The organism is Pseudoalteromonas sp. C12FD-1 (assembly GCF_037414265.1).
Classification (GTDB): domain Bacteria; phylum Pseudomonadota; class Gammaproteobacteria; order Enterobacterales; family Alteromonadaceae; genus Pseudoalteromonas.
Window position 1 is genome coordinate 307,437 of sequence record NZ_JBBEVD010000071.1, and the last position, 16,529, is coordinate 323,965.

The window sequence follows — 16,529 nt, forward strand, 5'->3', positions numbered from 1 at the left end:
CGCCAAACTTAGCGGGCTAGGTTTGGCGTTTTGTAAGCATTATTTAAGGGTTATAACGTAATTTGTGCGCGCTTGTTTTTAATTTTTAGCGCAGCAATTAATATCAGCGGGCCTATAAACATGGCAAGGCCATATACGCCGCCTGTTACTGCGTATTCGGGCTTATTTAAAAAGCTTATAGCAATTAAAATAGCCAATGATGCGTTTTGAATCCCTACCTCAATCCCAAGTGTTAGCGAATCGGTAAGGTTTAGGTTTGAGAGTTTTGCTATGAGCAAACCAATGACCATTGAGCCAATATTAAGGGCTATACACGCCCAAAATACATCGTTAAACGAGCTTAGCAATAATGCGCGTTCTTTTATTACGAGTGCGGCTATCATGGCGAGCATAAAAAATAACGAAAAACGCCTAAAAAATGGCTCGCTTTTAATCGCAAATTCGCTTTTAAAATGGCGCAAGCTTACGCCGATAGCTACAGGCACTAAGGTAATGACAAATAGCCCAAGTGATGTAGTTAATATAGAAAAATTAGCATCAATTTGCGGGGCAAATTGGTGCATGGCAAAGCCAATAATAAACGGTGTGGTAATAATACTAATAGCAGTTGAGGCCGCGGTTAAGCTTACCGACAGCGCTAAATTAGCCTTTGCCAGCTGGCTTACAACGTTCGACATAGTACCGCCAGGGCAAGCGGCTAAAATCATTAACCCTATTGCTATAGGCGTGGGTAAATTAAGTAAATAACACAAACCTAAAGCCAGTAGCGGCATGGCAATAATTTGGCCCACTAAGCCCATAGCAATTGCTATGGGCTTTTTAAAAAGCCGCGTAAAGTCGTCAAGTGTAAGCCCAAGCCCCATGCCAAACATGATAAGGGCAAGCGCGAGGGGGAGTATGATTTCTGTTAAAAATGATGCGTTCAAATTAGGCGGCCTCTGTTGTTTTTAATGCCAGCACTTCGTAGTTAAATGAGTATGGGGTTAGCAGCGTTTTTATGTGTTGTTGCAGCGCGTTTAACTCATCCTCTTTAACTAAAATTGTGGCTTTTATGCCTAACTTTTTATCAGCAAACACATTTATTTGCACGGTTTTGTTTTTTAAATGCTCGTTAAGTGCATCTGTTATGGTTTGTTTTATTTCAAGGCAAACCAGTTCGGGTTTATAAATTTTACCTACGGCAGTTAGCGGTATTTCATCAATTATATAAATTTCTTTCGGTATTGCTGCTCTTTCAGGTATGTGGGTGCTAACATACTCGGTGAGCTCATTAAGATTAAGCGTACTATTTGGGCTTAGCGTTACGTAAAGTACCGGCACTTCGCCTGCGTAGCTGTCGGGGCGTGGCACGGCGGCTGCAAGTGTTACATCTGGGTGTTTGGTTGCGGCATCTTCAATCATTTTAGGGTCTATATTGTGCCCGCCGCGTATTATTAGCTCTTTTTGCCTACCGCATAATGATACATAGCCGCTCTCGTCTATTTTACCTAAATCGCCGGTTCTAAAATACTGTTGGCCGTTTTCATCAACAACCCATGCACCTTGGTTATGTGCATCTTCTACGTACCCAGGAAATACATTATTACCGGTTATTATTATTTCGCCAACATCGTGCGTATCGCACATTTTTACAAGTGTGCCTTGCTCGTTTATTTCGGCAATTTTAAGCGTAATACCGGGTATTGGCAGCCCTACAGACGCCTCTTTATTAATTGGGTTTACAGGCATTAACGTACTTACCGAACTGCCCTCAGTTGAGCCATAACCCTCTACCAGTGGGGTGTTGGTGAGTTTAGTAAACAGGGCTTGTAAATCAGATGAAAGCGGCGCAGCACCACAAATAGCAAACTTCATTTTAAGCGGTGGTACAGTCATTTTTTGCGAAGTAATTTGCTCAACCATAGCTGCATAAACCGTAGGTACCGCGGTCATAACCGCTACATCGTAATTATTAATTAGGGTAAGCAAGTTTTGAATGATGTTTTTACCTCTAAAGCCTGACGGGCTTGCGAGTAAAATTTTACAGCCTTTCATTACCGAGGCTATGCCCGTTGCTACCGCTGCATTTACATGAAATATAGGTAAGCCAACTAACATGGTATCGCCTGCGTTTACCGGCGAAAGTAAATTAACCTGCCCTGCATTGGTAAGCTGGTTTAAGTGTAAGTGCTTAGCAAGTTTTGGTAAGCCGGTGGTACCGCCCGTATGAAAATACGCGCACACATCGCTTTGCTCAGGCACAGTAAAATTAGCTGTTTGGGTATTTTGCGCCGCGAGTAACTTTTTAAACCCATACACCGGTACTTTATTGTTTTGCGAGCACGCTATGTCGTCACCAAATAAGCTAATAACGGCTTTTAGGCCGGGTATATGCTCTTTAATTGCCATTACTTTTTGCCAAATATCGCTACCTGGTACTGGGCCTAGAGCAATAATGACTTTGGTATTAGCAGAGATCATAATTTCTTTCATTATGGACTCATCAAGCAATGGGTTTATTGGGTTTGCAATGCCAGCGGCCTCTGCTGCCCAAAGCGATACATAGGTTTCAGGAAAGTTAGGTAACACCAGCGAGGTTACATCGGTTTTTGTTATGCCTAACGAGTGCAATGCATTGCCAAGCCCTGTTACGTTATTGGCGAGCGCTTTGTAGCTCATTTTACGGTGCGGATTTGCAAAGCTTTTGCCTTTAAAGGTCATCAAAATGCGATGAATAAGCTTTTTAGCAAATGGAATTTGCGATGGGTTAATACAGTCGCCATCTAAAATGTATTCAATAGCGGTTGCATCACCAAATTTTTTTGCCGACTGTAAAATGGCATGATAAGTAGAGCGAGGCAGTTGCTCTGGGGATATTTCAGCAAGGTTTAAATTGCCAACATCGGCATGGTTTTTAATTGTTGTTATAGTCATAAAACCCTCAACGTATTTTTATAATGTGTGTGTTGTGTGTGCATGGTGTTTAAACGCGGCTGTGCTGTGTGGGCAGCTACCGCGCAAAATTTAGTTTAGCAAAAACTAAGTGCCACTGTTTTAATCTAAAAAGCTATTGTCTTTTGCGGCAACGACCTGATACATGGGCTGAAAATTTCCCCATGTAACCAGCTCTGAGCCATTGGCTTGTTTAGTATGTAGCGCTACCTCGTGCGAGATAAGCTTAGGCTTGCCAGCGGCTTGTGCTAATAACTGGCTTTGGCAGCAGCTATCTAGCAATACAAAGTTGGCAACTGCGGCATCAACCGATGAGCCAACGGTAAGCAAACCATGGTTTTGTAAAATAACAGCGCAGTTGTCAGCGAGTGATTTAGCTATCATATCGCCTTCTTCACTATCGGCTACTACGCCGCTAAATACATCAAATACACTGTGGTTTTCGTAAAATACGCAGGCATCTTGCGAAATAGGTTTAAGAAGCTCACCTAATGCCGAAAACGCACGGCCATAACGTGTATGTGCATGGGCAACTGCGTTTACGTCGGGGCGCGCCATATGTATACGTGAATGAATAGCAAACGCGGCATTATTAATCGGTGTGCTGCCTTCAATAATATTACCTTTGTGGCAAACCCTAATGAGATCTGACGCTTTAATATGCGCAAAGTGCATACCTACGGGGTTTACCCAAAAAGTATCGGGCTCTATGCAGTCGCGAAGCGTTATGTGCCCTGCAAGCCCTTCGTCAAAACCGTACATCGCAAATACTCTAAAGCCCGCGGCTAGGCGTTGTTTTTCGTAGGTGCGTTGCTCTTCTAGGGTGTTAAATTTAGGCGGCATAATAAGTTTAAATTTGTCGCTGCCTATGGTCATTTTTGCGGCTTGTTGCTCTAGTGTATTGCTCATAATAATCCTAAATTAAACTCTGTTGACTTTAGTTTAGTCTCGCTTATGATAAATAGAAGTGATGTTAATTAATGGTTAAACATAAATACTATGCATGGAAAGATAGATTTAAACCTGTTTGTAATACTTAAAACGGTATACCAAGAGGGCAGTATTACCTGTGCGGCCGATAAACTTCACTTAACGCAACCGGCTGTTAGCCATGCGCTTTCTCGCCTTAGAGAAAAGTTTGACGACCCCTTATTTATTCGCCACGGTAGGCGTATGGTGCCCTCGCCTTTTTGCCAAAAAATAATAGCGCAAGTGATTGAATCGGTGCAGGCATTAGAGGCCACCATGAACAACGAGCGGCTTTTTGATATAGCCGCGTTTAAGCGCGAAATTAAATTTGGCTTTAGAGATATTTTAGAATCGATATTTTTTCCGCCACTAATGAGCGATTTACTTACAAACACTCCTAATATCACGATTAACAGCCGGCAGGTGTCCCATGTTGATATGGAAAAATCTCTCGAAAACCAAGAACTCGATATAGTGATTGATGTGCTTACCCCTACCAGCAACCATATAAAAAACACCTTTATTTGTAATGAACACTTTTCGCTGATATGTAGGCACGATCACCCAATATTAAATGATTTAACCGTACAAAATTACGCTAAGGCGTCGCACGCGTTGGTGTCGTTAAAAGGGGCGCAGGTAGATATTATAGATATGGCGTTGGCAAAGCATGCACTTGCGCGCAATGTGGTGCTTAAATGTGAACACTATTTTGCGGCGACTAAAGTGATTAGCCAAAGCGACATGATAATGACCATGCCAAACTCGTACGCGCAAGTATTAAAAGAGCAAATGCCCGTGCATGTAACTAGTTTGCCGTTTGATGTGCCGTTAATGCCCGTGCATATGTACTGGCACGAACAAGCCAATGACGATTTAGTAAATAGTTGGATGCGAGAGAAGCTGCTAGGTTTAGCCCAGCAGCTTATCCCTGCTGAAAAACTTAGAAGCGGTAATTAAATTGTGCGTGATAGCTGCGCCCACGCTCTGATAAAAAGCGGTGAGCATAGCTAATTACTGGCACATCATTGGCCTGCGAAAAGGTTTGTTTATCGGTTAGGTTTTTAGCTAATAACGACACCGACCAATTCCCTTCACTGCTACCCAGTTCTACGCGTAAATTAAGTTTCTTAAAAGCACTTTGCTTGGCTATTGGATCAAGATCTTGCTCTAAAAAGTAATCGTCACTAAAGTTAAGCGCTAAATTGCTGCTTAACGTTAGGTTTGAAAACACCTCGGTATTGTAATCAATTGCTATATTGCCTGAGTAATCGGGCGCAAACGCGCCAGTTTTTCCTGTTAAATCTTGAAATGCTTGCCCAAGTAGCTCGCTTTGCATAACCGTTGGTGAGGCACTAGCGTATTGCTCGTATTCAAAATCAAGTAACGCAAGATTTGCCGATACCTGCCAGCTTTGATTTATTGCCCAGCGCGAGTCTAATTCAACTCCTTTTACCTTGGTTTTGGCAGCGTTTTTAACTACAAATGCATTACCATTAAATTCAGATACTTGTAAGTCATCGTACAGGGTATAAAACAGTGTGGCGTTTACTTCTAATATATTTTTAATTGGCTCGGCTTTTATGCCAAATTCAAAATTTGTGGCTTTTTCATCGTCAAACTCAAAGCCTGAGTTTTCATCAATTATATTACCTTGCGAGCCGTTTAAGCCCGAGCCATCAAAGCCACCGGCTTTGTAACCTATGCCTGCGCTTGCAAATAACATCGTGTTGTTAAGCCCTAAATACTGCACACTAATATTGGGTGATAAGTGCGATTCATCTCGCTTAGCGTTAAGGTTATGTACCCCCGCGCCCGAAAGTTGCCCCGCAATAGTGGGCGCGGCAGCATTGGCAAATTGTTGTACTGCTTGCGGTGTATTGGGCTCAAATTCGCTATATACACTTTGCATACTACTCACTTCTTTTTCTTCTTTTTGATAACGCAGGCCAAAATTAGCGCGCCATTGCGCGTTTACATTCCACGTAAGGGCGGTAAATGCTGAGTAGCTTTGTTGGTCTTGATCAAACAGCGCATTTACGCCCAGTGATGTACCCACTAAATCAGGAATAAGTAACGATGCGCCAAATAAAATATCGTTTGGGTGCTTAAGCTCGCTACTCATATAAAAAATACCCGCAACGTATTCAAGCGTGCGCCCTGTTGGCGAGCTTACTCTCAACTCTTGCGTAAACTGGTTATAGTTTTCTAAGTAGTCTTGTTTTATAAGCGGGATTTCAGAAAAGTCGGCGTCAAAGGTTGAGTCCCAATCGTACTCGCTATACGTGGTTACGGAGGTAAATTCGTATTCGCCATGGTTATACGTTAACTTAAGTGATGCGTTATCAAGGGTGGTTTTACTTTGTTCATTAAGCCCACCGGGGTGGCCATCGCCCGATACTGAACTTGTGTAATCTAGGCCCGAGTTATCGCTTAATAAAAGTGAGCGATACCCTACATTGCCTGGGTTAGTAGGGTCATTAGCTATTTGTAAATCTCGGTTTGGCGTATCAATAATGTATTGGTAGCGCGAACCGTGCGACTCAAACTCACCGTGTTCCCATTTAAATAATGCGTTTATATCATCGTTTATTTGCCAATCTATTGATAAACGCGCGCCTGATGAATCGTTAGATTGCTCGTCGGTTTGACGAGCTTGGTTATATAAAAAGCCATCAACAGAATGATCAAACGCAGCAATTCGAACGGCTAAATCGTCATGAATAGGAATATTTATAACGCCTGTAAAGCGCTTTTCGTTATCTGATCCAAACTCTGCCGATACGCTGCCTTCAAGTACATCTGTAGGTGAATTTGAAACCATACTAAAGGCACCTGCTGTGGCGTTTTTACCAAACATAACCGACTGTGGACCTTTAATAAGCTCAAGGCGCTGCATATCTAAAAATGGAAATTTAGCTTGATGCCCGCGCCCTAAATAAACGCCATCTTTATACATAGCAACCGATTGTTCAAAGCCTGAGTTAGTGCCAGAGCCAATACCGCGTACAAAAATACGTTTACTGCTTGAGGTTTCGGTTATATGCACATTAGGTAGGTTTTCGCTTAGGGCAAGTAAATCGTCAACACTGTTTTGCTCGAGGTAGTCACCCGAAAGCGCTTGAATAGAGGTAGGAATATCTTGCAGTGATTGCACCCGCTTTTGAGAGGTAACGGTAATGGTCTCAAGCTCGCTCTTATTTACTTTATTCTCGGCAGCTTGTGCCATGCCCACACTGAGTGCGCTTAGGGTAAATAAAGTAAGTGCTTTTTGCTTTAAAAAAGCATGATTTAAACATGTGTGTGACTGTGTGTGTTCAGTTGTCATAGCTGCAACTCCATTATTGAGGTTATTTTTATTGGATATGTTTGCGTCTATTTCATACTGACGGCTCTTAAAATAAATAACAGTGATGTTTATTTATTCAGCACTATTAGTAATATTTATAGTTGAGCTAAAAAGTTTAGTTTTATACGAGGCTATGTAGGTTTAGTGAGGAGTTAGAGCGGGTTAAAAAATACCTGTGGATTAGCGGTTTTATTTGCTATTGCTGAGCTTGGGGTGTTTGCTGCATTTATAAAAGCAGTAAGCTGTGGTGCATTTTCGCAAAAAAGAATATCCAGTGCTAAGCGGTTTTTACCATATAAGCCACGGTGAATCATATTGGCTGAAAACAACAATAAGTCGCCCGCATTTAGCTTAATTGTTTTACCTGTAGTTAAGTTATCGCTTGGTAGTTTATTATTTTTTGCAAGACGTACATTTAGCTCCTCTGGGGTATCCCAATTTTTATGTGACTGGGGCACAAGCTCAATACCTGGCTCGTCTTGTAGGGCTAACCGGCAGTGCACTACGTCTGGGCCGTTTAACGTGGCTTGTTGTTCTTGCACATTTAAATGGTATTGCATATCGCGATGCCAATAATTTTTTTGTGTAACATTAACGGGATTAAAAAATAACTGAGTGTTTAAAAACAGTGGCTCACTAATCGCTTGCTTTACACGCTTAATTAATTTGTTATCAGCAATTAAACTAAATAAAAACTCGTTTTGCTGCGCCGTCAAATACTCACTATTTGTTATGCCTGAGCTATTAATGGCACGGGATTTATAAAACTCACGGTTATTAGCTTTCCATTGTGTATGAAATGCATCAATAATTGACTTAACTTTATTTAGCTCTTTGGTGCTGTAAAGCCCCTTTACAAGCATATAGCCGTTTGATTTATAACTGTTCATTATGGCTCTTTATTTAATATTGCAGCAACACGCTTACTAAGTTCTGGCAGTACACCTTGTGCAAACCATGGATTCTTTTTAAACCAAATATTATTGCGTGGGCTTGGGTGCGGTAACACTAAATATTGTGGCCAATACTCACGCCACGATTTTACTAACTCGGTTAAAGGCTTATTTTTTGTGTGGGGTAAATGATACGCCTGCGCGTATTTACCAAGCACTATTGTCAGTTCTAAATTTGGCAGTGCGCCCAGTAATTGCTCTCTCCATGCGGGCGCGCATTCTTTTCGAGGTGGTAAATCGCCCGACTTACCTTTACCCGGGTAGCAAAAGCCCATAGGTAAAATAGCTATATTATTCGCGTTATAAAACTCAGCAGGTGTTAGCCCAAGCCATTCGCGTAGGCGGTTTCCGCTGGCATCGTTAAAGGGTTTACCGCTTTGGTGCACTTTAATACCAGGCGCTTGGCCTGCAATTAAAATACGGGCGTTAGGGTTAAATTGTATTACTGGGCGTGCGCCTAAAGGTAAATGAGGTTCGCAGATCACGCATTTACTAACTTGCTCTATTAATTGGCTGGTATTCATGATTATTTGGCCTTAAATGCTCAATATTTATTCTAAATGGCCATTTTGACCCAATGAGTTGGTAAAAAATCGGTTTATTTTAATTAAAACGGCCAGTAGTTGGTAAAATCGTGATCTCTGTTTAAAACAGCGCTGTAGCCCCTGTAATACTTAGTGTTTTTCAGACCATACGGCAAACTCGTTACCACTGGGCTCTGTAAAATGAAACCGGCAGCCACCCGGAAATTCAAAAATAGGTTTTACTATTTCACCGCCAAACTGCACGACTTTTTTATAAGTTGCATGAATATCGTTACTGTAAAACACCAGTAGAGCAGCCCCATTTTGAGTAAGCGATTTAAGCGGCGCATTAAAAAATCCGCCATCAAGCCCTTGGCCGCTAAACGCCGTGTACTCTGGGCCGTAGTCGGTAAATTGCCAATTAAACACGTTCGTAAAAAAGCTTTTTGTGGCTGTTAAATCGCATGCTGGAAATTCGACATAATTTAGTTTTTCGTGGTTGCTCATTATAATTTTGCTCTTTATGTTGGCCTGTAATTACCACTTTAAACCTAAGCTATTGGCTAATCAACAATGCTAAAACTACCCAGATCAGTATTTTACTAAGTTATTTAAATTTTAATTTGGATTTACTTAATCATACAAATGAGAATCGCTATCTTTTGTATTTGAAGCCTATATAATAGCGCCTTCATTTTATCCTCCATGTTTAAATAAAGGATTTGTTAATTATGCAGGCACCCTTGCATCGTGCATCTTTGACTAAGTTAAACCTTGCTGCATTATTAAATATTGCTAGAAGTTACAAGGTATTAGTATTTTTACGCTTTTTTATCGCCATAGTGGGCGGTTATGCGTTTACCTCAGCGAGCATTGCATTATTAAGTGTTGTGTTGCCAATTGCCAAACAAGATGCCGTATTACTGTGTGTGTCTATCAGTATTTTGATTTACGCTGCAGTGTTTATTTATGCTTTTTCTGTTAAGTCGTTAAAAACTGTTTGGATCAGTATTTTACTAAGTATAAGTTTTTTTGTTGTTGTATTGGCATTACTTAAGGGTTGGCTATGAAAGACAGTTTTTTTAGGTCGATGACCTGGCTACATACGTGGGTAGGCTTACTTACTTGCTGGATTATTTACACAATATTTTTTGCAGGCACGGTTAGCTTTTTTAGAGACGAAATAAACCTGTGGAACCAGCCCGCTATACACAATGTGCAAGCCCAAACCGATAGAGTGGCTGCGCAAAGGCAGCAAATTATTAAGGGCTTTGATTACTTAAATCAGCACGCTGCAAATTCCCCTAGTTGGCGTATTACCTTACCCGAAGAGCGTATATCGTATTTAGTATATGGTTATGCAAAACCTAAAGAGCCGGGACAGCGACGCAGCCAATTTGTAAATACCCAGTTAAATCCAAACACCATGCAAGAACTGCCACCTTTTGTAGAAACCAAAGGCGGTAACTTTTTTTACCGATTGCATTATCAGCTTTACTATTTAGATGCCATAACCGGGCGTTGGGTCGTGTGTTTTGCCAGCTTTTTTATGTTGCTGGCAATTATATCGGGTGTGGTAATTCATAAGCGCATTTTTAAAGATATGTTTACCTTTAGGGGTAATAAAGGCACACGCTCTTGGTTAGATGCGCATAATTTAAGCTCGGTGTTGGCTTTGCCGTTTCATTTAATGATTACCTACACAGGTATTATTACGCTTATATTTATGTTGTTCCCCTACCCAGCATTAACAACCTACGACAATGGCGTACGTGGTTTTTTTAACGATGTAACACCTAGTAATAACGTGACTAATAAAGCGCAAGGCAGTGCAGATTTGCTCCCTATAAACACTATCTTGGATCAGGTTTATACTAAGTGGCCAGATGCTGATATACGCAGTGTTAGAGTAAGCGAGCCTAATATGGCGGCCTCAACGGTTACTGTATTGGTAGACCCTGGTAAGGAGTTGCGCGATCAAACGCCAAGGCTTTTATTTAGTGGTGCCACGGGTGAGCTTGTTGACCAATCGGCCGATGAGCTCACTAATAGTAAAGCACTTTATGAATCACTTAACTCTATGCATACAGGGCGCTTTGCCACACCTTTATTACGCTGGTTATACGTGCTTGGCGGCATTGCTGGCTGTGTAATGATTGCCTCAGGTTGCATAATGTGGGCTAAACGTATACGCGAGCGTAACAAAGGTAAAGCCTCATTTGGTTTACAACTAGTAGAAGGATTAAACCTTGCCACCATTATGGGCTTACCACTGGCAACCTGTGCCTTTTTTATTGCCAATAGGTTACTTGGTCCAACCGTAGCCGGACGTGGTGAAAAAGAGGTAACGGCGTTCTTTTTAGCGTGGTTAGTGCTTGCCGCTATGGCGCTTTTAAAGCGAGATAAACTGCAATGGCGTGTAATGGCTGCCATAAATGCGTTAGCGTGTTTGAGTGTGCCGGCAATAAATGCACTTACAACACAGGGCAACATAGTGAGTTATTTACTTAACAAACAATGGGCGTTATTTATTTTCGATGCGTTATTTTTACTATTTAGCATACTGTTTTTAGTACAAACCGAAAAATTACGTACTGCTTCTAACGCGTCTAAAAAAACAGCTAATAACCTAACCAATAATAAAAAGAGGCAAAAAGCATGATTGATTTACTAAGCTTTAGCCTCTGTCTGTTTGCTTTTAATGGTTTTGCTTTGGCAAAACCTGCGCATTTTAAAACGGTATTCAAAACGCGTCCCTCTCAGCAACAAAGTAATTTACTGCTAATAGTTGCATGGATCAGTATTTTACTAAGTTTAATATTTTGTGTTGCTACAAAGCAGGGGTACGGCGCTTTACTGTTTTGTGGATTCATGAGCTTAAGTGTATTAATTATAATGATTTTTTATAATTTTATAGATAAGCTAATTAAGCCATTTAGCATTTTAAATATGCTACTGATTGGCTTATCAGGGTTGTTATTGGTAATAAATGCACTTTAGTTAGTAAAAACCTGATCTCAAATGCAGTTAATTTTAGGCAAAAAAATGGCAAGCTATAAAGCTTGCCAACAATAGGGGGATATTCAGTATGTCCAACACTTGCATGTCTCGTTGCAAGTGCAGCTAATATAGCCCTAACATATTTAACTTACCTTACAGTGAAATGAAGGTTTTATTACAGCTGTAACAATCACATGCACAACAACTGTAAAGCCCCTTTACAAAGCTAAGGTGTTTACTGCTTAACCCAAATAATTTGCTCTGTGGCAAAACCCAGTTTTTTAGCTTTAGTTATAAAATGTTGTTTAAGTTGGTCGCTAACGGTTGGTGTGCGCGATAAAAACCACAAGTAGTCGCGGTTATAACTCGTAATAAAGGCATATTGGTAGTCGGGTTGGTCGAGCTCAAAAACGACGTAAGCACCATAAAATGGACCAAAAAACGACACTTTAAAATGGCCTGTGTCACTACCTTCTACAAATTTAGCTAAGCCCTGCGCTTCATCCCACTTTTGTTCTTTAGTGATATACCCTTTGTTAAGCACCTTTACTGTACCGTCATCGTTAACTGTGTAAGTGGCAGTTACTTGCTCCATGCCCTCCTCAAATGAGTGATTGAGGCGAGCAATTTCATACCATTTACCTTTGTATTGCTCAAGGTCAAAGTTTTTAACGGGGGTTATACCTTCAGGTGCACTTGTGCAGGCAGTGAGTAAAAATAACCCTGTAATAAGTAAAATCGTCGTAATGGCCTTCATGAAAGCTCCTTTTTAAGTGATGGTGTTTATACGGTTCTAAGCAAATAAAGTTTGCTAGCCGATTAAAATAAATTGCTATAGGATCAGTAAAATACTAGAGCAATTAAAAGATTAAAGCATGAAAATATGGGTAGATGCCGACGCGTGCCCCGTGGTAATAAAAGAAATTCTTTTTAGAGCCGCTGAGCGCACGCAAACACCAACTATTTTAGTGGCTAACCATGCAATGCGTATTCCGCCTTCAAAGTTTATTAGCCGATTACAGGTTTCGAGTGGGTTTGATGTGGCCGATGACGAAATAGTAAAACGCGCAGAAAAAGGCGATTTAGTGATTACTGGCGACATACCCCTTGCCAGCGAAGTAATCGATAAAGACTGCCAAGCATTAAATCCACGTGGTGAGCTTTACACGAAAGAGAACATTCGCTCGCTATTAAACGTACGCGACTTTATGGATACTATGCGTTCAAGCGGCGTAGAAATGAGTGGTGGGCCACCACCGCTTAGCCAAACTGACCGCCAAAACTTTGCCAACAACCTTGACCGTATTTTAGCGCAAAACAAGGCAGGCTAGCGTGAGTGAGCATTTAATTGGCTTAGGTGATCGTGCCTTTAGCGTAGCCGTGTATGTTGCTAAAGCCCCGCCTATGCCTTATTTTGAAACCTTGCAACGTATTGAGCCTGTAATAAACGAGCAAATAAATACCATAAATCAGCACTGTGGAAATGGTTGGCGCAAGGTGTTTAACGTATACGCTAAAGTATTGTTTGCGCTACCGAGCGAACATTACAGCTTTGCTAAACAAGCCGCTAGCTGGCAAGCGTATCGCGATACATTTTTACTGCAAAATAACAGTAAAACAGCCCTTTTATTTAGTGCACCCATTATTAACAGCACTAATAAAAACCAGCTACATATTATTGCTGGTCGTACGCATGCAAAAAACTTACTTCAACAAGGTAAGCTTAAAGCGCAATTTAATTGGCTCGACGATGAGTTTGCAATTGATACAACGAATAACATTATTGTGTGCCCGTACTTTGATTACAGGCAGTTAAGTAATATTAAAATAGCCCGATTAAGCGATTTAGTTGCCAAGCTTAAAACATCTAATTGAAAATGTAAGGAGTCAACATGGCGGGAATTTTAGATCTAAATACGTTATTAAAATCAATGAGCCCCGAGCTTAAACAAGGTGAATATATATTTTGTTGTTTAGCAGGCAGCCTTGCTGACTACGCTCATTTAAACCCGCTTGCCAGTTACGTTGAAGAAGAAGGGCTAACCCTTATTTTAAATGCAGATACCGCCGACAAAGCCGGTATTACTTACGAGGGTAAATATAATTTAATTACCCTTAATGTGCATTCAAGCTTAGAGGCGGTAGGGTTAACCGCTGCGGTATCGGCCAAATTAACCGAGCATAATATTAGCGCCAATGTAGTAGCTGCGTTTTATCACGACCATATTTTTGTACAAACAGATAAAGCGCAGGCGGCCATGAAAGCACTTGGTGAGATTGGTTATATTTAGTTTGTAAAAATATGATCTGCTTAGGTAAAAAACAAAGCCGATATTGCAGTATCGGCTTTTGTTTTATTTATTGCTGCAAAAGTGATGCGCTACAGACTCAAGTTTTACTTTATCGGCTGCAGTTACGGCTACACATTGCGTGTTTTTATCGAGTTTTTGCTTTTGAATTACAGTAAATTCGCCCTCGTTGGCAGCGTATAAATTATATTGATAGGCGTCATTCCCGCCTTCAAATAGTGCTGTAAATACCCCTCCTACTAACCCACCAATTATTGCTCCGCCGAGCATTTCTTCAGTGTTACCATCTAAGCTATCTACAAAGCCAAACCCGGCGCCTGCTGCTATGCCTGTGCCTACTTCAGATGAAAGCGTTACAGGTTGCATTGATTCTACCGATGCGTAGTAACGCTTAACTATTTGGTTTTGATTGTTCCGATCTACCCCTTGTGATGCGCAGCCTGAGAGTAGTAATACCGCGATAAGATACTTTTTCATGTTGAACCCCTATTAATATTTAATAGGAAGATTGTAAGCATGCAAGCATAAAAAATATGTGAGGAGTATGTTTGTAGCTGTTAGAAGTTGTAAGCGTGTGTAGTGAAATACACACATTACTCAACCACCAACTTTGAAACCACCCATTTATGCAAGGGGTTTTTATTATAGCGTGGGTGCCATGCGGCTATTACATCAAACGGAGCTGGTAGCTGCTGTAGTTCTATTTTTACCAGATCTGAACTTACTGCGCGAGAGGGTAAAAACGCGATGGAGTCGGTGGTTTCTAAGTACATAGGCACAATAGAAAAACACGGTGCCGACACAACAACATTGCGCGTTAAATCAAAGCTTTTAAACCAATCGTCAATAGAGCCTTTAAAATTTGGGCGCGAAGGCGAGGCAATAATGCTTGGGTAGCTGGCTATTTGTGCAAGGGTGGGTTGTGTCCCTGCTATTGATGAGTTAGCTGAGGTAACGCAAATATGCTGCTCTTCAAAAAGCTTAATAATGGGGTAAGTATTTGGGATGTAGTCGGGGAAAGCAATGGCTAAATCAACTTTACCGTTTTCCATTAAATCGTGCAGGCTGTCGAGTTCAAAGTCTCTTATTATTAATTTTAAATTAGGCGCTTGCTCTCTTAGCTTTTTTACAAGCGCTGGCAAAACAACTTGCTGGGCGTAGTCGGTAGCCGCTATTACAAAGGCACCATCAACCGTTTTTGGGTCAAATATTTTAGGCGCTAATAACGCCTGAAAGTCGTTTAGTAGTTTGTCTATGTCTACCGATAACTCCTCTGCATAAGGCGTTGGCACAAAGCCGGTGGTTTTTCTTAAAAACAGCTGGTCGTTAAATACATCACGCAGCTTTTTTAGTTGCTCACTCACTGCTTGCTGGGTTAAGCCCAATTTACCGGCCGCTTTTGATGCGTTTTTTTCGCGAATGAGCGCTTGAAAAATACGTAGCTGTTTTATATCTAGCCTGTCTAACTTACTCATGGCAATGCCTTTGTTGTTTAAGCATGATTAACGTATCACATTACCATTTATTTTTGTATCACTTACATGAAAGGGTTGTTTCTAATTGTTGAGCTACCCCCTTACTATGCCCCTACACACTAAATTGAATGATTGGAGCAAACAATGAAAACAGTAATTTTAATAGGCGCACTGGGCAAAATGGGTCAAGCGGCATTAACCGGTTTATCTAAGCATAAAGTAATTACAGCGGGTCGCTCGGGCGATGTGGATCATATTGTAGATATAACCAGCGAAGCGTCAATTACCGCTTTGTACGAAAAAGTAGGCCACTTTGATGCCCTAGTAAATACAGTGGGTTTATGTGAATACGAAACCTTTGCTGATATGAGCGAAGAGCAGTGGATGACAACCATTATGAGCAAAATGATAGGGCAAATTAACCTTGTACGTATTGGTCAAAAGTACATTGCCGATGGCGGCTCATTTACGCTAATTAGCGGTATTTTAAACGTTAAACCCATTCCTTTTGCGATTGCCGATGCAACAACAAGCGGCGCAATAGATACGTTTGCAAAATGCGTATCACTAGAAATGCCGCGAGGCACGCGTATTAATGTGGTTAACCCTACTGTGCTTGAAGAAGCGTGGGACGTATATGGCGAAATGATGCCAGGTTTTCAACCCGTGCCAAGTAAGCTTGTAGGTAAAGCGTTTGAGCGCTCAGTTGATGGCTTTATTACTGGCGAAGTTATTTTTGTAGATGCATAAGTACCCGCTAAATTGGTGATGCAATTGGCAAACTAATAAGCGCTTTGCATTAACAGTAACTGCAAAGCGCTTAAATACAGATTTTAATAGGCGATGAAATGAAAAAATTAATACCCGTATTTGCGATATTACTGGCCGCAGGCTGTGCCAATGTAGCCCCAAGCTCGCAATATGTTAGCGAGCCAGGTGCCGATTCAAATAAAGAATGTAAAACCATACCGCGCCATAAACATACGGTTAAATGGTGTAGGCCGCATCCTTCAAGATAA

General features: G+C 41.2%; 19 protein-coding genes. 9 read left to right on the top strand and 10 right to left on the bottom strand.

Translation table 11 applies throughout. From position 1 onward, the window contains the following. Positions 1-50: 50 nt before the first annotated feature. The 3 genes from WDB87_RS13825 to WDB87_RS13835 all read right to left on the bottom strand — a co-directional run bounded on the left by WDB87_RS13825 (position 51) and on the right by WDB87_RS13835 (position 3,840). Positions 51-926: a bile acid:sodium symporter family protein gene (locus WDB87_RS13825; RefSeq protein ID WP_337850175.1), complete on the bottom strand. Its 876-nt coding sequence runs from the start codon at positions 924-926 to the stop codon at positions 51-53. 1 nt (position 927) lies between these two features. Continuing rightward, a complete protein-coding gene (locus WDB87_RS13830) occupies positions 928-2,913 on the bottom strand; it encodes an AMP-binding protein (RefSeq protein ID WP_337850176.1) in 1,986 nt (661 codons plus the stop codon). A gap of 120 nt (positions 2,914-3,033) precedes the next feature. Next, a complete protein-coding gene (locus WDB87_RS13835) occupies positions 3,034-3,840 on the bottom strand; it encodes a class II aldolase/adducin family protein (protein ID WP_286248480.1) in 807 nt (268 codons plus the stop codon). Positions 3,841-3,930: 90 nt separating this feature from the next. Here WDB87_RS13835 and WDB87_RS13840 point away from each other — a divergent pair, with 90 nt between their 5' ends. Further along, the gene (locus WDB87_RS13840) at positions 3,931-4,860 is read left to right on the top strand and encodes a LysR family transcriptional regulator (RefSeq protein ID WP_286248482.1); all 930 of its coding nucleotides are present in this window, start codon (positions 3,931-3,933) and stop codon (positions 4,858-4,860) included. Here WDB87_RS13840 and WDB87_RS13845 read toward each other — a convergent pair. The 4 genes from WDB87_RS13845 to WDB87_RS13860 form a co-directional block, all read right to left on the bottom strand. Then, entirely contained in the window at positions 4,844-7,228 is a 2,385-nt protein-coding gene (locus WDB87_RS13845; RefSeq protein ID WP_337850177.1) for a TonB-dependent receptor, read from the bottom strand. The two genes, WDB87_RS13840 and WDB87_RS13845, sit on opposite strands and share 17 nt — an antisense overlap. Before the next feature lie 173 nt (positions 7,229-7,401). Then, positions 7,402-8,139 carry a phytanoyl-CoA dioxygenase family protein gene (locus tag WDB87_RS13850; RefSeq protein WP_337850178.1) on the bottom strand — a complete coding sequence of 246 codons (738 nt, stop codon included), beginning with the start codon at positions 8,137-8,139 and terminating at the stop codon, positions 7,402-7,404. Then, positions 8,139-8,726, bottom strand: a complete 588-nt coding sequence (locus WDB87_RS13855; protein WP_337850179.1) for a uracil-DNA glycosylase family protein — start codon at positions 8,724-8,726, stop codon at positions 8,139-8,141. Before WDB87_RS13855 ends, WDB87_RS13850 begins: the two co-directional genes overlap by 1 nt. A 150-nt stretch (positions 8,727-8,876) precedes the next feature. Then, positions 8,877-9,233, bottom strand: coding sequence for a VOC family protein (locus tag WDB87_RS13860; protein WP_138682757.1), 357 nt, complete (start codon positions 9,231-9,233; stop codon positions 8,877-8,879). Between the two features lie 224 nt (positions 9,234-9,457). Here WDB87_RS13860 and WDB87_RS13865 point away from each other — a divergent pair, with 224 nt between their 5' ends. Genes WDB87_RS13865 through WDB87_RS13875 form a run of 3 tightly spaced genes read left to right on the top strand, consistent with a single transcriptional unit; the run spans position 9,458 to position 11,726 of the window. Beyond that, the gene (locus tag WDB87_RS13865) at positions 9,458-9,796 is read left to right on the top strand and encodes a hypothetical protein (protein ID WP_286248494.1); all 339 of its coding nucleotides are present in this window, start codon (positions 9,458-9,460) and stop codon (positions 9,794-9,796) included. Further along, positions 9,793-11,388, top strand: a complete 1,596-nt coding sequence (locus tag WDB87_RS13870) for a PepSY-associated TM helix domain-containing protein (RefSeq protein ID WP_286248496.1) — start codon at positions 9,793-9,795, stop codon at positions 11,386-11,388. The genes WDB87_RS13865 and WDB87_RS13870 overlap by 4 nt, the downstream gene beginning before the upstream one ends. Then, entirely contained in the window at positions 11,385-11,726 is a 342-nt protein-coding gene (locus tag WDB87_RS13875) for a DUF3325 domain-containing protein (protein ID WP_337850180.1), read from the top strand. Before WDB87_RS13870 ends, WDB87_RS13875 begins: the two co-directional genes overlap by 4 nt. Before the next feature lie 235 nt (positions 11,727-11,961). Here WDB87_RS13875 and WDB87_RS13880 read toward each other — a convergent pair whose 3' ends face one another. Beyond that, positions 11,962-12,483, bottom strand: a complete 522-nt coding sequence (locus tag WDB87_RS13880) for a lipocalin family protein (RefSeq protein ID WP_337850181.1) — start codon at positions 12,481-12,483, stop codon at positions 11,962-11,964. Positions 12,484-12,601: 118 nt separating this feature from the next. Between WDB87_RS13880 and WDB87_RS13885 the strand changes: the two genes are divergently transcribed. The 3 genes from WDB87_RS13885 to WDB87_RS13895 are packed head-to-tail and all read left to right on the top strand — an operon-like array spanning position 12,602 to position 14,017. Further along, a complete protein-coding gene (locus WDB87_RS13885) occupies positions 12,602-13,057 on the top strand; it encodes a YaiI/YqxD family protein (protein WP_286248505.1) in 456 nt (151 codons plus the stop codon). A 1-nt stretch (position 13,058) separates the two neighbouring features. Continuing rightward, positions 13,059-13,601 (top strand): DUF6942 family protein, encoded by a 543-nt coding sequence (locus WDB87_RS13890; RefSeq protein WP_337850182.1) that lies wholly within the window; start codon positions 13,059-13,061, stop codon positions 13,599-13,601. Positions 13,602-13,618: 17 nt separating this feature from the next. Further along, positions 13,619-14,017, top strand: coding sequence for an ACT domain-containing protein (locus tag WDB87_RS13895; RefSeq protein ID WP_337850183.1), 399 nt, complete (start codon positions 13,619-13,621; stop codon positions 14,015-14,017). A 63-nt stretch (positions 14,018-14,080) separates the two neighbouring features. On the opposite strand, the gene WDB87_RS13900 is transcribed toward WDB87_RS13895, so the two are convergent. Together WDB87_RS13900 and WDB87_RS13905 are read right to left on the bottom strand one after the other, a co-directional pair. Further along, positions 14,081-14,512 (bottom strand): hypothetical protein, encoded by a 432-nt coding sequence (locus WDB87_RS13900; RefSeq protein ID WP_286248511.1) that lies wholly within the window; start codon positions 14,510-14,512, stop codon positions 14,081-14,083. A 116-nt stretch (positions 14,513-14,628) separates the two neighbouring features. Beyond that, entirely contained in the window at positions 14,629-15,510 is an 882-nt protein-coding gene (locus WDB87_RS13905; protein WP_337850184.1) for a LysR family transcriptional regulator, read from the bottom strand. A gap of 144 nt (positions 15,511-15,654) precedes the next feature. On the opposite strand from WDB87_RS13905, the gene WDB87_RS13910 reads away from it, so the two are divergent. Both WDB87_RS13910 and WDB87_RS13915 read left to right on the top strand, forming a co-directional pair. Continuing rightward, the gene (locus WDB87_RS13910) at positions 15,655-16,260 is read left to right on the top strand and encodes a short chain dehydrogenase (RefSeq protein ID WP_337850185.1); all 606 of its coding nucleotides are present in this window, start codon (positions 15,655-15,657) and stop codon (positions 16,258-16,260) included. A 98-nt stretch (positions 16,261-16,358) separates the two neighbouring features. Then, positions 16,359-16,529 carry a hypothetical protein gene (locus tag WDB87_RS13915; protein WP_164504452.1) on the top strand — a complete coding sequence of 57 codons (171 nt, stop codon included), beginning with the start codon at positions 16,359-16,361 and terminating at the stop codon, positions 16,527-16,529.

Coding starts and splice junctions, on each gene's coding strand:
- WDB87_RS13835 (WP_286248480.1), bottom strand. CDS start 3,840: ATGAGCAATACACTAGAGCAACAAGCCGCAAAAATGACCATAGGCAGC.
- WDB87_RS13875 (WP_337850180.1), top strand. CDS start 11,385: ATGATTGATTTACTAAGCTTTAGCCTCTGTCTGTTTGCTTTTAATGGT.
- WDB87_RS13900 (WP_286248511.1), bottom strand. CDS start 14,512: ATGAAAAAGTATCTTATCGCGGTATTACTACTCTCAGGCTGCGCATCA.
- WDB87_RS13845 (WP_337850177.1), bottom strand. CDS start 7,228: ATGACAACTGAACACACACAGTCACACACATGTTTAAATCATGCTTTT.
- WDB87_RS13895 (WP_337850183.1), top strand. CDS start 13,619: ATGGCGGGAATTTTAGATCTAAATACGTTATTAAAATCAATGAGCCCC.
- WDB87_RS13850 (WP_337850178.1), bottom strand. CDS start 8,139: ATGAACAGTTATAAATCAAACGGCTATATGCTTGTAAAGGGGCTTTAC.
- WDB87_RS13870 (WP_286248496.1), top strand. CDS start 9,793: ATGAAAGACAGTTTTTTTAGGTCGATGACCTGGCTACATACGTGGGTA.
- WDB87_RS13855 (WP_337850179.1), bottom strand. CDS start 8,726: ATGAATACCAGCCAATTAATAGAGCAAGTTAGTAAATGCGTGATCTGC.
- WDB87_RS13865 (WP_286248494.1), top strand. CDS start 9,458: ATGCAGGCACCCTTGCATCGTGCATCTTTGACTAAGTTAAACCTTGCT.
- WDB87_RS13880 (WP_337850181.1), bottom strand. CDS start 12,483: ATGAAGGCCATTACGACGATTTTACTTATTACAGGGTTATTTTTACTC.
- WDB87_RS13840 (WP_286248482.1), top strand. CDS start 3,931: ATGCATGGAAAGATAGATTTAAACCTGTTTGTAATACTTAAAACGGTA.
- WDB87_RS13885 (WP_286248505.1), top strand. CDS start 12,602: ATGAAAATATGGGTAGATGCCGACGCGTGCCCCGTGGTAATAAAAGAA.
- WDB87_RS13905 (WP_337850184.1), bottom strand. CDS start 15,510: ATGAGTAAGTTAGACAGGCTAGATATAAAACAGCTACGTATTTTTCAA.
- WDB87_RS13830 (WP_337850176.1), bottom strand. CDS start 2,913: ATGACTATAACAACAATTAAAAACCATGCCGATGTTGGCAATTTAAAC.
- WDB87_RS13860 (WP_138682757.1), bottom strand. CDS start 9,233: ATGAGCAACCACGAAAAACTAAATTATGTCGAATTTCCAGCATGCGAT.
- WDB87_RS13915 (WP_164504452.1), top strand. CDS start 16,359: ATGAAAAAATTAATACCCGTATTTGCGATATTACTGGCCGCAGGCTGT.
- WDB87_RS13910 (WP_337850185.1), top strand. CDS start 15,655: ATGAAAACAGTAATTTTAATAGGCGCACTGGGCAAAATGGGTCAAGCG.